The sequence below is a fragment of the Bacillus sp. FDAARGOS_527 genome, assembly GCF_003812125.1.
GTDB lineage: Bacteria > Bacillota > Bacilli > Bacillales > Bacillaceae_G > Bacillus_A > Bacillus_A paranthracis.
On record NZ_CP033795.1, the window covers coordinates 111,990 to 127,428 of the forward strand.

The window sequence follows — 15,439 nt, forward strand, 5'->3', positions numbered from 1 at the left end:
TTCTTATTATAATGATTGTTTTAAATTGACTTTACCTTGTTCACCTAAAACACCATCGGCAATATTTACAGCGTGATCACCGATACGCTCTAAGTTACTTACCATATCAACGAAGATGATACTTGCATCACCTGAACAGCTACGTTCGTTCAGACGTAATACGTGACGTTTACGAAGAACACGTTCCATTTGGTCAATTTTACGTTCTTTCGCAATAACAGTTTGAGCTAGTTCAGTATCAAAGTTTGTTAAAGCTTCAACTGCGTCGTGTAATGTTGAAATTGTTAACTCAAGCATTTCATTTAGTTCAGCTAATGCGTCGTCTGATAGGGAGACACGGTTTGAAATTTGGAAATCTACAAGTTCTACAAGGTTTTCTACATGATCACCGACACGTTCAATATCTCCAACAACACCTGCTAGGACTGAATGCTTCTCAGAGTCTGTCGGTGAAAGTGGTTTTTCTGATAGTAAAACTAAATACTCGGTAATTTTTTTATCTAAATTGTTAATAGCTCCTTCTAATTGAGTAGCCATATCAGCATGTTTTTTATCTTGTGTGTTTAAAAATTGATTTGCTTCTTTTAGTCCATCTAATGAAAACTCAGCCATACGGATAATTTCTTTTTGAGCTTCTGTTAAAGCGATAGCTGGAGATTGTTCAATAAAGATTGGGTTTAAATGTTGCGGTTTGAAGTTAATAGATGAATCTTCACCACGGATGATTTTTGTTACAATCCATGCTAATACTGCAATGAATGGGAACTGAATAATTGTATTCGTTACGTTAAACGTTCCGTGTGCAAATGCAATTGTCATTTCTGGATTTAAGTTTAATGACGTTTGGAAATATTGAATTAAATTTGTAAAAGGTATTAATAAAATCGTAAAGATGATTGTACCCACAATATTAAAGATAACGTGAACTAATGCCGCACGTCTTGCAGCAATTGAAGTACCGATTGCTGCTAATACAGCTGTAATTGTTGTACCGATGTTATCACCAAACAATACAGGAAGGGCAGCTTGTAAATCGATTGCACCTTGACCGAATAGTTCTTGTAAAATACCGATTGTTGCACTTGAGCTTTGTACAATTAAAGTGAAGACTGTACCAACAACAATACCTAAAATTGGATTATCACTCATGCTAACTGTTAATTCCTGGAATGACTCTAAAGAACGAAGAGGCTTCATACCTGTGCTCATTAGTTCTAAACCGAAGAATAACATACCAAAACCGAATATAACTTGACCTAAAGAATGTACTTTTTTATTTTTAAAGAAGAATAGTAAGATAGCTCCAACTGCCATAATTGGAAGAGCATATTCTCCGATTTTAATTCCGATAATAAATGCAGTAACTGTCGTACCGATGTTCGCACCCATAATAACACCGATTGCTTGTCTTAATGTCATGAATCCGGCACTTACAAGTCCTACTGTTAAAGCAGTTGTTCCTGAACTTGATTGGATTAATACAGTAACTAACATACCTGCTAGTACACCCATCAGTGGGTTTGTTGTAAAGCGATCTAGAATATCGCGAAGACGATCTCCAGCCGCTTGTTGCAGTCCATCGCCCATGTATTTAATCCCGAATAAGAAAATACCTAATCCACCAATGAACTGGAAGATCATATCTTGAACATTATATTCCACGCATTCCACTCCTTAAATTTCATGTACGATGTAATTATTAACTGAACCGTGAGGCAGTGTAAACGGTTTGCTAGTAAAATTTACACTAAATTTACAAAGAGAAGAAAAGTTTACAATCACTTAAAGAAACAGCTGTATTTTATTGGTTTTCATCTTATATAAATCTTAATTTTGTAAAGAAATCACACTTTTTAGAATAGTATTGTTCGGTTGAATATCAAGGAAAGCGTCTGCGAGTTCATCGTATATTTTTTGATGAAAATTTAAAAAATATGTAGGAAAATGCATGTAATTTTATAACATCAAAAATAAGATAAAAAAGCCACTGGAATTATCCAGCAGCTTTTTCTGTGTTTTTATTTCCATGCTTTTGTCTTCTTACACTTGTGATGTAAATGAATAGGAAAGCAATAAGTAATAGAGAGGAATAACGATATACAGTTGCGTAGTTTGTAAAATGTGCAATGAATCCAAAAATAATCGCGCCAGCACCAATTCCAAGGTCAAATGCTGAGAAGAATGTAGCTGTTGCGACTCCTCGTCGGTGCGGTGCTACTCGGTCAATCATCCACGCTTGTAGTGCAGGTTGAATCGCTCCGAAACCACTTCCGTAGCATGCTGCTGCAATAATTAAGCTTGGAATGGTAGTTGTATACGACAATAAAATAATCCCTGTAAACGTAATAATAACTCCTGGAATAATTACGAAGGAATGACCTTTCGCATCATATAACTTTCCGGAAAATGGACGAGTAACAGCGATTGCAAGTGCATTAAATAAGAAGAAGAGGCTTATATCAGCAATGCCGACTTCCGTAGCAAATAACGTAATAAAGCTTCCGATTCCCCCGTACATTAATGTAATACATAATATTAATAATGAAGGAAGTAAAGCTTTACGTTCAATAAATCCATCAAGGAAGGTACCAGATGTTTGCTGTGGTGATTGCGGCGATTTTTTGATTTGAAGTAGTTTCGTTAATATTAATGAAACAATTGTACAGGAAAGTGCACATAAAAAAAGAATCGTGAAGTTATATGTTTGCATAAGCCAAAGTCCGATAAGTGGACCGAGCGCCATTGCAATCGTTCCAGAAAGACCGAAATATCCCATGCCTTCACCGCGGCGAGCTTGCGGAATTAAATCTGAAACGACAGTTCCATATGTAGTCGTTGTAATACCAAAACCAGCTCCGTGTAAAATTCGAACGGCAAGCAATAGGAAAACAGTTGAAGCGAAAAGATAACTACCCATAGCGAGTAAACAAATAGCAGTACCGATCATTAAAATGATTTTTTTGCTGAATTTTTGCAAGGCATTTCCAGTTAGCGGTCTAACAAAAAGTGCCGCAACAGTAAACATACCGACAACAAATCCAATATTGGAACTTGTACCTCCAATTTCTTTCACATAAACAGGTAAAGTCGGAATTAACATTTGAAATCCTAAAAACATACATAAGTTTGCTAGAATTAGCGCAACAAATTCTTTCGTCCATAACGGTTCTCGTTTTACGAGTATTGCTTCTCCCATATATTCATCCCCTATATAAAAATTTCTCTTTTCTTTCGAGTATATGTATTGGCCAATGAAACAGTCAAGGAAGGTGCCTTGAAAACGTACAACAATTTTCGAGGTAAAAAACTGACAAATTTGTGGAAAGACTACCCAACTATGAAAAAAAGATGTAAAGTATAGATGTATAGACTGGTAGTTGTTATGAATGATAGAAATTGTTTTTTCTTTAAAGAAAGCGGATTCAAAAAGTAGTGAATGAGAAGGGGATATATACTTTTTCGCTACATATATTTGAAAAGGTTTACAATATGATGAAGAAAGAGGCGTGTACATATGAGACGATTAGGTATTTCTATTTATCCAGAACATTCAACAGTAGAGAAAGATAAAGAGTATTTAACATTAGCAAGTAAATACGGATTTACTCGTGTATTTACATGTTTATTATCTGTAGATGGTGAAAAAGAGAAAATTATAGAAGAGTTTAAAGAAACGATTTCTCATGCGAATGCATTAGGGTTCCAAGTATTAGTGGATATTAGTCCATCTGTTTTTGAACAATTAGGTATTTCGTATAATGATTTATCATTCTTCCATGAATTGGGTGCGTACGGTATTCGTTTAGATGTTGGTTTTTCAGGATTAGAAGAATCAATTATGACTTATAATCCGTATGGTTTGAAAATTGAGATTAATATGAGCAATGGTACGAAGTATGTAGATAACATTATGAGTCATAGACCAAATCGTGAAAATTTAATTGGTTGTCATAATTTTTATCCGCATCGTTATTCAGGGTTATCATACGATCATTTCATTAAATGCTCGAAACAATTTAAAGATTACGGTATGAGAACGGCTGCTTTTATTTCATCATTTGATGCAACATATGGACCTTGGCCAGTAACAGAAGGATTATGTACGTTAGAGCAGCATCGTGAATTACCAATGACAACACAAGCGAAGCATTTATTTGCAACAGAATTAATTGATGATGTTATTATTGCGAATGCTTATGCATCAGAAGTAGAATTACAAGCACTAGGTGCATTAAATAAAGAGAAACAAACATTTGATATAGAGTTATATGATACAACGACAGAACTAGAAAAAATTATCGTATTAGACGAACCTCATTTTTATCGCGGGGATGTATCTGAATATATGATTCGCTCTACACAAAGCCGTGTGAAATATAAAAAAGAAGAGTTTAAACCTCATCATACACGTGAAATTAAGCGCGGCGATCTTCTAATTGATAATGAGCAATATGGCCAATATAAAGGTGAATTGCAAATTGCATTAAAAGATATGGTGAATACAGGAAAAACAAATGTAGTTGGTCGAATTGTAGAAGAAGAGATTTTCTTATTAGATTATTTGCAAGCATGGGATAAATTCGGATTTACATTAAAGAAATAGATAAAATAAAAGGGAAAAACTACTGATTTCAGCAGCTTTTTCCTTTTTATATATAAATTGCGAGAGGAAGAGCTATGACAAAGGTGCATCAGCGATTAGTTTCTATTTTAGAGGAGTTTTTAGAAGAGAAATCGATGTTAAATCGAGCTTTTTTAGCGAGCCGTTTACATGTATCAACGAAGACGATTCAAAAAGATATAAAATTATTAAATGATATATTGGAAGAAAATGGAGCGAAAATTGAATCGCAAAGAGGGACTGGATACGAACTAGAAATTATACAAGCGAAGAAGTTTGAAGAGTTTTGCGTGAGTCTATTTCAAAAACAGACGGAAAAGATCCCAACTTCTTACGAAGAAAGGATAGCTTACATTCTACAACGTATTTTAACGACAGATGGGTATGTGAAGCTTTCACAGTTAGCAGAGGAGATTTATGTAAGTAAATCGACTGTAAATTTAATTATGAAAGATGTGACAGATATATGTGGTCGCTATCAATTACAAATTGAAAAGAGACCGTATTATGGTATACGTATTGTCGGAGAGGAGTTTCATATTCGTTCTTGTTTATCACAATATGGTTTACCGCGTTATGACCATACTCCGTTTCATGAGCAATTTGAGCAGAATGATACATACTTATCGCTACCTCATATACCGCTTATCCGTTCGATTATATTAAAGTATATCGAAGGAGGAACGATATACTTATCAGATATAGAAATTGATAATTTAGTCATTCATATTGCAATTGCATTAAAGCGTTGTGAAGATCAACATTATATGAAAGGACTACATGTAGAGCAAGCTGAACTTATAATAAAGAAAGAATACACAATTGCGAAACAGATTGTAGGGGATTTAGAGAAAGAGTTGCATCTTTCATTTCCAGAAGAAGAAGTTTTATATGTGACGATGCATTTATTAAGTACTGCTGTTACAGCGAAAGATCGTTATGAAAATGTGGAAGAACTATTAGGAAAAGATCTATATGCATTCATGCAACATATTCTTTTTAAAGTAGCGGAAGAACGGAATCTTATTTTTTATTATGATGAAGAATTATTATTTGGGTTTGGTGTTCATTTAAAAACGTTATTAAATCGTTTGAAGTATAAGTTAAATACGAGAAATCCTCTTTTGGCAGAAGTGAAAAAGAATTATCCGTATGCTTTTGAAATTGCGGTTCTCGTTGGAGATATAATTGGTGAATATACGGGAGAATCGATTCCGGAAAGTGAAATTGGTTATATTGCGATTCACTTCGGCGGAGCGATGAGCCGTTTACAGGAACAGAATCAAAAGAAAAGATGTTTATTAGTTTGTGCAACTGGTCAAGGAAGTGCCCAACTATTGAAATATAAAATTCTATCACAGTTCCGAGATAAATTAGAGATTGTAGGGATTACAGGTTATTATCAATTGAAAGTAGAAAATCTCTACAAAGAAAAGATAGATTGTATTATTAGTACGATTCATATACCAAGTGGTTTACCTGTGCCTGTTATAAAAGTAAACTCAATATTTGATGATAAAGAGATTAAGTCAATTGGTCAGCAGTTATTTACGCATGTGAATACTAGTGTGCAGCAATATATGAAGGAAGATTTAATCTTTTTAAATCACAGTGCTTCTACGAAGGAAGAGGTTATCCAATTTTTATGTGAGAAAGCTGCTGAGAAAAATTATGTACCAGAAAACTTTTATGACTCTGTTATGGAAAGAGAGAATACATCCCCTACAGCGGTTGGGAATTTAGTTGCGATTCCACATCCGATGCAGTTATTAAGTGAGAAAACATTTTTGATGTTTTGTACACTTGATAAAGCGGTTGACTGGGGAGATAAGAAAGTACAAGTTATTATTTTATTTAGTGTAAAGCGCAATAATAATGAAGATTTACAAAAGCTTTATGATTTTTTATATGATATTATGTCTAATCAAAATACGATAGAGAAATTAGCTCAGGCTGAAGTGGTTGAAGATTTTCAAGAGATATTATTATCGTTATAAGAGAAGTATATAAAAACTTCCGTTACACAACGGAAGTTTTTTATGTTTAATTGTATGCGTTTTCATAATAAGATAACAATATAGAAAAAAGATGGCTTGGGGGAATTTAAAATGACTGATATGCAAACTCCATTTGCGTTAATTTTACATGGTGGCAACGCGAGAAGCGCGTCACTTGAAGCAATTGCTTTTGCAAGACAAGGAGATTTTGAGAATGCGAGTGAAAAGATGACACTTGCTAGGGAAGAAATTTCAGCAGCTCATCGTATTCAAACAGACTTAATTCAAGAAGAAGCAAGAGGAAATCATGCAGAAATCAGTTTACTGTTAGTGCATGCACAAGATCATTTAATGAATGCAATTACAGTGAAAGAACTTGCTGAAGAATTTATCACTCTTCATAAACGAGTAGAAGAGAAAGTGACAGTATAAGATGTACATTTTATTATGTTGTGCAGCAGGCATGTCAACGAGTATGGTTGTAAGAAAAATGCAAGAAGAGGCAATGAAACAAGGGAAGGATTATAAAATTAAAGCAGTTGATTCAGAACTTGTGAAACTGGAAATAAAAAATGCTGATGTTGTTTTAATTGGTCCGCAAGTGAAATATTTATTTCCAGCCGTAGAGTTTCTTGCAAATTCATACAATATACCAGTTGCGATTATAGATCAACGAGATTATGGCATGTGTGATGGTTTGAGAGTACTGAAACAAGCAGAACAATTAGCTTTAGCATAATTATATTTTTTTAAATATAAACATTATAATGTTATAACTTTATTTCATCCTTTCATAGAAAAGAGAAAGAGGAGGGGTTTTGATGAATGGTTTTATGAGTTTTATGGAACAAAAGATTATGCCAACAACACAAAAGATTGCCGGACAGCGACATTTATTAGCAATTCGAAACGGGGTTATTTCTACATTGCCGTTAACGATTGTCGGATCATTTTTCGTTATCTTTTTAAACTTACCAATTGATGCATATATGGAGTGGATTGCACCGTTTCGCCATATTTTAGATATTCCATTCCGATTTACAGTAGGACTAATGGCGTTATACGCAGCATTTGGGGTAGGGGCTTCACTCGCCAACTTTTATCAGCTCAATCAGTTAAGTGCAGGGTTATTATCTGTACTCGCCTTTTTACTAGCATCAGTTGAACCAATTCAAATTACGAAAGCCGTACCAGGTGTTATTGAGGCAGGTAGATACATTTCAGTAGGAACATTAAGTGCAACATCTTTATTCGGCGCAATTGTTACAGCTTTAATTGCAGTAGAAATTTATCACTTTATGATTAAGCATAATATCTCGATTAAATTACCAGATAGTGTACCACCAGCAGTTTCAAATTCGTTTGCAGCATTAATTCCAACGTTAGCAGTTATTCTTTTATTCTGGGGCATTCGTTACGGTTTGAAATTTGATGTAAATACAACAATCACATACTTAATCGCACCACTGAAATCAGTATTAGTAGGAAATAATTTATTCGGCGGTTTATTAACAGTATTCTTAATCGTATTTTTCTGGTCATTTGGTATACATGGCCCTGCGATTTTAGGACCGATCATTCGTCCAATGTGGGATTCGGCAATTCTTGAAAATATGGAAGTATTCACAGCTACAGGAAATGCACATCAATTACCAAACTTATTTACAGAGCAATTTATTCAATGGTTCGTATGGATTGGTGGATCAGGCTCAACGTTAGCTTTAGTAATTATGTTTATGTTCTCTAAATCTAAGTTCTTAAAAGAGTTAGGTAGATTATCATTTGTGCCAGGCTTATTCAATATTAACGAACCAATTATTTTCGGGGCACCAATTGTAATGAACCCAATCTTAATTATTCCGTTCGTTATTACACCGTTAGTGACAACGACAGTATCATATTTCGCAGTTGTTTCAGGTATGATTCCGATGATGATGGCGAAATTGCCATTTACGATGTTAGCACCAATTGCAGCGATTATTAGTACGGACTGGACAATTATGGCTGGTGTACTTGTACTTGTTAACTTTGTTATCTCATTCGTTATTTACTATCCGTTCTTCAAAATGTATGAGAAACAACAATTAGCAGGAGAGGAGAAAGAAAAATGCTCGGAGCAATTATCATCTTAATTACATTTGTAGCGGGGCAGTGTATTGCACATTATTCAAAATGGGTACAAAGCAAATCTTTATTAGTTTTACTACTAGTATCAATTGTATTTATCGGTAGTTCAATGGGTGCCTATGTAATGCTAAGCTTACAATCACCGTACGTAATTATTGTACCAACGATTTTATGTGCAACATGTTTATCTGCAAAATATAGATTTACGAGCATGGCATTAATACAACGTGTGAAGGAGATGCAAAAGCATGGAGCGTAAATTAGGAATTTCACTTTATCCAGAACATTCAACGAAAGAAAAAGATATGGCATACATTTCGGCAGCGGCACGCCACGGTTTTTCAAGAATATTCACATGCCTATTGTCTGTGAATCGCCCGAAAGAAGAAATTGTAGCTGAATTTAAAGAAATTATTCATCATGCGAAAGATAATAATATGGAAGTTATTTTAGATGTAGCTCCGGCTGTCTTTGATCAGCTTGGTATTAGTTATAGCGATCTATCATTTTTCGCAGAGTTAGGTGCAGACGGTATTCGATTAGATTTAGGGTTTGACGGATTAACTGAAGCGAAAATGACGAATAACCCGTACGGCTTAAAAATTGAGCTAAACGTAAGTAACGATATTGCGTACTTAGAAAATATTCTTTCGCATCAGGCAAATAAGTCAGCTTTAATTGGTTGTCATAACTTCTATCCGCAAAAATTTACTGGACTTCCATACGAATATTTCATTCGCTGTAGTGAACGCTTTAAAAAACATGGTATTCGCACGGCAGCGTTTATTACGTCACATGCAGCTAACATCGGCCCATGGGATATTAACGACGGATTATGTACATTAGAAGAGCATCGTAACTTACCGATTGAAGTACAAGCGAAACATTTATGGGCGACAGGGCTTATTGATGACGTTATTATCGGAAATGTTTATGCGAGTGAAGAAGAGTTAGAGAAACTAGGAAACTTAAATCGTTACATGTTACAGCTAAAAGTAAACTTTGTAGACGAGGCGACTGAAGTAGAGAAGAGAGCTACGCTGCAAGAATTACACGTAAGACGCGGTGACATAACAGAATATATGGTACGTTCTACAGAAGTGCGTAAAAAGTACAAAGACTATGACTTCCCAGTGCGCGAAAGTGTACGACAGGAAAGAGGGCAAGTTGTAATTGGAAACAATTCATTTGGTAAGTATAAAGGCGAACTACAAATCATTCTAAAAGAAATGCCGATAGATGAACGGAAAAATATTGTCGGTACAATTACAGAAGAAGAGTTATTCTTACTAGATTATGTAGGAGTTTGGACGCAGTTTACTTGTGTGGAATAGGGGAGTGAAAAAAGAGGATGCTGTGGCATCCTCTTTTTTCTGTTGAAATGGTAGTCTATTGATTCTTCCATTAACAAGGATTTTATACAGAGATAGTGCTTATATTCGTTCAACCGTTATTGAGGTGTTAGCAAAAATAGGGGGAGCAGACTTGTAAATAGTCTATATTGAAGCTTTACAGGATAGAAATGTGATGGTGAAATATGAAGCTGTTCGAGCTAGTTATATGAATGGCGACGAAATAGCAATGAGACCAATTTGCGAACGTGTGAATAAAATTGTTGCTAGAAGACGTAAAAATGAAGTAGAGCCTACGGATGAATCAGAGATTATCATTGCTCTTCGTTTCTTACGAGAAAGAGAGAATGTAAGAATCATAAAAAAGAGTCAGCCTCAATGAGACTGACTCTTTTTTTACAAACTAGTTTAATACTTTAACTGTAACTGTTTTACGTCCCCAGTTACTTGATGTACCTTTGTCTGGCATTAAAACATCGATTTTATTTCCTTTAATAGCTCCACCAGTATCACCAGCGATTGCTACTCCGTAACCTTCAACCCATACTTTTGAACCTAATGGAATAACACTTGGATCAACCGCGATTAGTTTCATGTTTGGATTAGCTGTTAAGTTGTGACCTAAAGCTGATTTTACTTGGTCGCCTGCTTTATAACCATTTTCAAGTGGATCTGCTGTGTAAGCTGTTGCTACAACGCGTAACTCACGAGAAGATGATGGTGCACTTGTTTCAGTTTCTTTTGCAACAGGTTGTTGTGTAGCTGGTTTTTGAGCTTTAGCCGCTTCACGAGCTTTAGCTGCTTCTTGAGCCTTAGCTTCTGCTTGAGCTTCAGCTACTGCTTGAGCTGCTTCACGAGCTTCAGCTGCTTCTTGAGCTTTAGCTGCTTCACGAGCTTTAGCTGCCTCTTGAGCTTTAGCCGCTGCTTGAGCTTCAGCTACTGCTTGAGCTTTAGCTGCTTCACGAGCTTTAGCTGCTTCTTGAGCCTTAGCTTCTGCTTGAGCTTCAGCTGCTTCTTGAGCTTTAGCTTCTGCCTGAGCTTTAGCTGTCTCTTGAGCCTTAGCTGCTTCACGAGCTTTAGCCGCTGCTTGAGCTTCAGCTGCTTCGCGGGCTTTAGTTGCTTCCTCCGCTTTAGCTTTTGCTTGCGTTTCAGCTACTTCACGAGCTTTAGTTGTTGCCACGGCTTTAGCTGTATCTTGAACTGTAGTTGTTTTTTCAGCTTTAACTACTGGTTGAACTTTAACTGGAGCTTTACCTGTTAAGTAAGGAACGTGAACGTAAGCTGTTTTTCCGTTATATTCAAATTGGATCCAACCATTTTCAACTTGGTGTGTTGTTTCGATTACGTCATCTTGTTTCAATTTCCCAAGAATCTCTGAGTCTGTGTTTGCACCAGCACGTACGTTTAATACGTTAGCTGTTACGTAGTAAGTGTCTTTTGTGTAGTCAGCGCTAATGAAAGCTTCCTTACCGCTATTCAATTTTACTTTTGACCATCCGTTTTCTGTATGTAAAACGTTAACTTTATATCCATCTAATAATTTTCCGACAACTTTTGATTCAGTAGTTGGGTTTTCTCGTACATTTAGTACATCAGTTGTTACAAACGTTTCTGCTTTAGCAGATGTTGTGAAAATCCCAAGACCAAAAACCGCTGCTGTTGCTATACCCATAAATTTTTTCATAATAGCCTCCATTGCATTTGTTTTCGTTGACCTCATTATAGCAACCATTATTTTCTTATTTGCGAAAAACATAAAATTACAAAGCTTTCGTAACGGGTCATTAATATTCTGTAATAATTCCAGTAATATCCTAAAAGCGCTTTCTTATAGTTTTTAGGGGAGGTTAGAGCATATGATGCATAAAAAAGGTAGTATTTCAATTTCTGATAGGTTAATAGTATTTCTATAGTGTTACGTAATCGTTTCGTAATCATTACAAAAATGGCGTATTTTGCTGTCGGAACAGAAAAGTAGTTATGTAAAAATAACTATTTTAGTTGTGGAGAAATAAAAATGAGGTGAAATTTAATAAAATATCGCTATAATTGTTACAAAATAAGTCGAGGTATGGAAAAAATTACGCCTTGATTTTGATTTAGCACATAGTATTTTTACAATAATAGGATTCTATAATAGCTTTAGTAGGTTGAAATAATGAAAGGTGTTGATAACGTGAAACATATATAATAGAAGAAACACGATTAAATAGATAAATAAAAAACGTAGGAGTGTAAGCTCCTACGTTTTTGTTTATTCATATCGTAAACATTCAATTGGATCCAGTTTTGCAGCTTTGTTAGCTGGCAGTAAACCGAATATAATACCGATTAACATTGAGATACCTACTGCAAGAAGTCCAAGTTCTTTTGAGACAACGAGTGGCCATCCAGCAAAGATTGAGACGATCCAAGCGAAGAAGATACCGAGCATGAAACCGATGAAACCACCGAGTCCTGTTAAAATACAAGATTCAATTAAGAATTGTGTTAATACTTTACCACGCGTTGCACCAAGAGCTTTACGAATACCAATCTCACGTGTACGCTCTGTTACAGATACAAGCATAATGTTCATTACACCGATACCACCAACAAGTAAGGAGATAGCGGCAATACCACCGAATACCATTTTCATCATACCGATTGATTCATCTAATTGCTTCGTAAATTCACCTAAGTCTTGTGCTTCGAATTTGTGCTCAAATTTAGGAGCTTTCATTTCGTTTAAAACAGAAACGGCTTGTTTTTCTACATTTTTACGTTCTGTCGGAGAGGTCATTGTTAATCTTACAGAGTCATACTCAGTTACTCCTGAAATGACAGGGGCGTTTTCAAGTGATGTATAACCTTCTGACATAGCCATTCCAAACTCATTTTTCGTTTCGTACACACCGACTACTTTATAAGGCTTTCCTTTTATATCTGTGTATAAATTTGGTTCCCAACTATTAAACAATTTATTGAAAGCTTCTTCATTTAATATAACAGCAGGGATTGCTTGGTTTAATTCGCTGTCATTTAATTCACGACCGTGAACTAATTTTATTTTCGAATCTGTCATAAAAGCGCCTGTTCCACCTTTTAAATCAAGATTTACATCTTTTGAACCGGCAGATGCTTTCACTTTCATACTTACATCTGGATACACATCTTTAACGCCTGATACAGTTTGAAGACGGTTTAGCATATCAGGTGTGATTTTTGCACTATCTGTTCCGTAATCAGGATTATTGTAGTAAATCGTTACTTCATTATCTTTTCCTTGGCCTAACTCTTTTTTAAACTTTGCATTTGTACCATCACCCATTGAAATGATAGTAATAATGGCACTAATACCGATAATAATTCCTAGCATCGTTAAGATAGAACGCATTTTATGGGCAAAGATAGAGGAAAGGGCCATGCGTATATTTTCACTCGTGTTCAAAATTAACCTCTCCAATCTTGGACGATATTTCCGTCACGAATTACAATTTGACGTGCTGCAGCTTCCCCGATTTCACGATCATGGGTAATCATAATGATTGTTGAGCCTTGTTTGTTTAATTCGTAAAAGAGGTCCATAATTTGTGTACTTGTTTTCGTATCAAGTGCCCCCGTCGGTTCATCGGCTAAAATGAACTTTGGATTATTTACGATTGCACGTGCAACAGCGACACGCTGTTTTTGTCCACCTGATAATTCGTTCGGTAAGTGAGTAGCACGATCAGCTAAACCTACTTTTGTTAAAGCAGCTAATGAGCGCTCACGTCTTTCTTTTTTATCAACTCCAGCGTAAATAAGAGGTAGCTCTACATTTTGAAGTGCTGTAAGTCTCGGTAATAACATAAAGTTTTGGAATACGAATCCGATTTCCTTATTACGAACGCGTGCCAGTTCTGTTTCAGACATGTTTGAAATATTTTGCCCAGCTAGTTCGTACGTACCTGTCGTTGGTTTATCTAAACAACCGATAATATTCATTAAAGTTGATTTACCAGAACCAGATGGTCCCATAATGGAGGTGAATTCTCCTTGGTTCAGTGTTACGTCAATTCCGTGTAATATTTGAACAGATTCTGCACCATTTTGGAAGGATTTCGTGATGCCTTTTAAGTTAATCATTCAACGACAACCTCCATACCATCTTTTAAGTCTTTTTCAGGTTTAGAGATAATTTGTTCTCCTTTTTTCACTCCAGAAACTTTTGCTTCGCTATCAGTCTCGAATTCAACAGTAACTGCTTGTTCTTTCGCTTTACCATCTTTTACAATGAATACAACATTTTTGTCACCTTTTTTCACGATGCTGCTTTTCGGAACAATTGTACCAGTTGCTTCGCCAGATTTACTTGTTACGTAAACGTGGAAGCCGTTTTGTAATTCTTCACTATTATCTAAAGTGACAGTGAATTGATAGTTAGAAACAGTTTTATTTTCGTCCATGCTCTTTAATGGTGTAGAACTGATTTCTGTTACTTTTCCTGTCCAAGTCTTACCAGCGACCGTTTTTGAGGAAACAGTTACTTCTTGCCCAACTTTCATACTAGCAAGCTCATATTCAGAAAGTTGACCTTTTACTTTAAATGGACCAGCGTGACGAAGTGTAATACCGCTCATACCTGTTTTTTCATCAGCGATTTTTACGATATCATCAATTACGCCATCAGCAGGGCTCGTTACAGAAAGTGTATTTACTTTCTCTTTTGCAGCTTTAATCATTTCATCAGATTTTTCAACTTCAAACTTTTTCATTTCAAGCTGTGATTCTAATTGTTGTACTTCAATTTCAGATGCTTTTAATGCTTCAGCAGGAAGGCCTGCATTTTTATCTTTTTGTAATTTTTGTTTCGCAGCATCAATTTGCTTTTGGAACAATGTTACTTCTTTTTGTGCGATTTTCTTTTGCATTTCTGCTTCTGTTACACCTTGTTTCGCAGTAGGGTCATTATATTTAAAAAGGAGTTGCCCTTTTTTCACTTCATCACCTTTTTTTACAGCTAATTCATACGTACCTTTTGTTGGATCAAATGAAATTGTTTCAATTCCGTTTGGAATGACTTCACCGCCAAATTTTTGCGCGTTTTGGATTTGTTTTTCGGTTACTTTATATCCGCTATATGCCATTGCTACTTCTGAACCGCCGCCAGCAAATGCAAAGTATGATCCAGCTGCAATTCCGATTGCTACTACACTAGTAATTAACACTTTATTTTTCTTCTTCATCTATTTATCACCTTTTCGTTCGTTTTAGTATCTACATTAAGTATAGAAGAGGTAAAGAATCTGACAAATCGTTTTAGCTTACAATAACCTTACAGTTTTGTAAGGTATGAATATGTAAATGTAAGGTAGAGCTTG

General features: G+C 35.5%; 13 protein-coding genes and 1 pseudogene. 8 read left to right on the top strand and 6 right to left on the bottom strand.

The window, feature by feature from the left end; genetic code table 11:
- Positions 1-6: 6 nt before the first annotated feature.
- Together EGX95_RS02890 and EGX95_RS02895 are read right to left on the bottom strand one after the other, a co-directional pair.
- Positions 7-1,662: a Na/Pi cotransporter family protein gene (locus EGX95_RS02890; protein ID WP_000456262.1), complete on the bottom strand. Its 1,656-nt coding sequence runs from the start codon at positions 1,660-1,662 to the stop codon at positions 7-9.
- 331 nt (positions 1,663-1,993) lie between these two features.
- Positions 1,994-3,196, bottom strand: a complete 1,203-nt coding sequence (locus EGX95_RS02895) for an MFS transporter (RefSeq protein ID WP_000503266.1) — start codon at positions 3,194-3,196, stop codon at positions 1,994-1,996.
- A 318-nt stretch (positions 3,197-3,514) separates the two neighbouring features.
- Here EGX95_RS02895 and EGX95_RS02900 point away from each other — a divergent pair, with 318 nt between their 5' ends.
- The 8 genes and pseudogenes from EGX95_RS02900 to EGX95_RS30655 all read left to right on the top strand — a co-directional run.
- The gene (locus EGX95_RS02900) at positions 3,515-4,603 is read left to right on the top strand and encodes a DUF871 domain-containing protein (protein WP_001253352.1); all 1,089 of its coding nucleotides are present in this window, start codon (positions 3,515-3,517) and stop codon (positions 4,601-4,603) included.
- A gap of 74 nt (positions 4,604-4,677) precedes the next feature.
- The gene (locus tag EGX95_RS02905) at positions 4,678-6,618 is read left to right on the top strand and encodes a BglG family transcription antiterminator (RefSeq protein WP_000169843.1); all 1,941 of its coding nucleotides are present in this window, start codon (positions 4,678-4,680) and stop codon (positions 6,616-6,618) included.
- 111 nt (positions 6,619-6,729) lie between these two features.
- A complete protein-coding gene (locus EGX95_RS02910; protein ID WP_000131337.1) occupies positions 6,730-7,050 on the top strand; it encodes a PTS lactose/cellobiose transporter subunit IIA in 321 nt (106 codons plus the stop codon).
- A 1-nt stretch (position 7,051) separates the two neighbouring features.
- Positions 7,052-7,357 (top strand): PTS sugar transporter subunit IIB, encoded by a 306-nt coding sequence (locus EGX95_RS02915; RefSeq protein ID WP_000275648.1) that lies wholly within the window; start codon positions 7,052-7,054, stop codon positions 7,355-7,357.
- An 82-nt stretch (positions 7,358-7,439) separates the two neighbouring features.
- Positions 7,440-8,750: a PTS sugar transporter subunit IIC gene (locus EGX95_RS02920; RefSeq protein ID WP_001013064.1), complete on the top strand. Its 1,311-nt coding sequence runs from the start codon at positions 7,440-7,442 to the stop codon at positions 8,748-8,750.
- On the top strand, positions 8,726-9,004 hold the full coding sequence (locus EGX95_RS02925) for a hypothetical protein (protein ID WP_000900037.1): 279 nt from the start codon (positions 8,726-8,728) through the stop codon (positions 9,002-9,004). Before EGX95_RS02920 ends, EGX95_RS02925 begins: the two co-directional genes overlap by 25 nt.
- Positions 8,994-10,079 (top strand): DUF871 domain-containing protein, encoded by a 1,086-nt coding sequence (locus EGX95_RS02930; RefSeq protein WP_063246796.1) that lies wholly within the window; start codon positions 8,994-8,996, stop codon positions 10,077-10,079. Before EGX95_RS02925 ends, EGX95_RS02930 begins: the two co-directional genes overlap by 11 nt.
- A gap of 61 nt (positions 10,080-10,140) precedes the next feature.
- Positions 10,141-10,446, top strand: a pseudogene (locus EGX95_RS30655) (HEAT repeat domain-containing protein); the annotation flags it as partial.
- A 54-nt stretch (positions 10,447-10,500) separates the two neighbouring features.
- Here the strand turns inward: EGX95_RS30655 and entC are convergent.
- The 4 genes from entC to EGX95_RS02955 all read right to left on the bottom strand — a co-directional run bounded on the left by entC (position 10,501) and on the right by EGX95_RS02955 (position 15,304).
- The gene (entC, locus tag EGX95_RS02940; protein WP_033669754.1) at positions 10,501-11,904 is read right to left on the bottom strand and encodes a cell wall-binding protein EntC; all 1,404 of its coding nucleotides are present in this window, start codon (positions 11,902-11,904) and stop codon (positions 10,501-10,503) included.
- A 447-nt stretch (positions 11,905-12,351) separates the two neighbouring features.
- Complete coding sequence (locus EGX95_RS02945; RefSeq protein ID WP_012580661.1) at positions 12,352-13,503, bottom strand: ABC transporter permease; 1,152 nt, start codon at positions 13,501-13,503, stop codon at positions 12,352-12,354.
- Between the two features lie 26 nt (positions 13,504-13,529).
- A complete protein-coding gene (locus tag EGX95_RS02950; RefSeq protein WP_000609103.1) occupies positions 13,530-14,204 on the bottom strand; it encodes an ABC transporter ATP-binding protein in 675 nt (224 codons plus the stop codon).
- Entirely contained in the window at positions 14,201-15,304 is a 1,104-nt protein-coding gene (locus EGX95_RS02955) for an efflux RND transporter periplasmic adaptor subunit (RefSeq protein ID WP_000728831.1), read from the bottom strand. Before EGX95_RS02955 ends, EGX95_RS02950 begins: the two co-directional genes overlap by 4 nt.
- Positions 15,305-15,439: the final 135 nt, after the last annotated feature.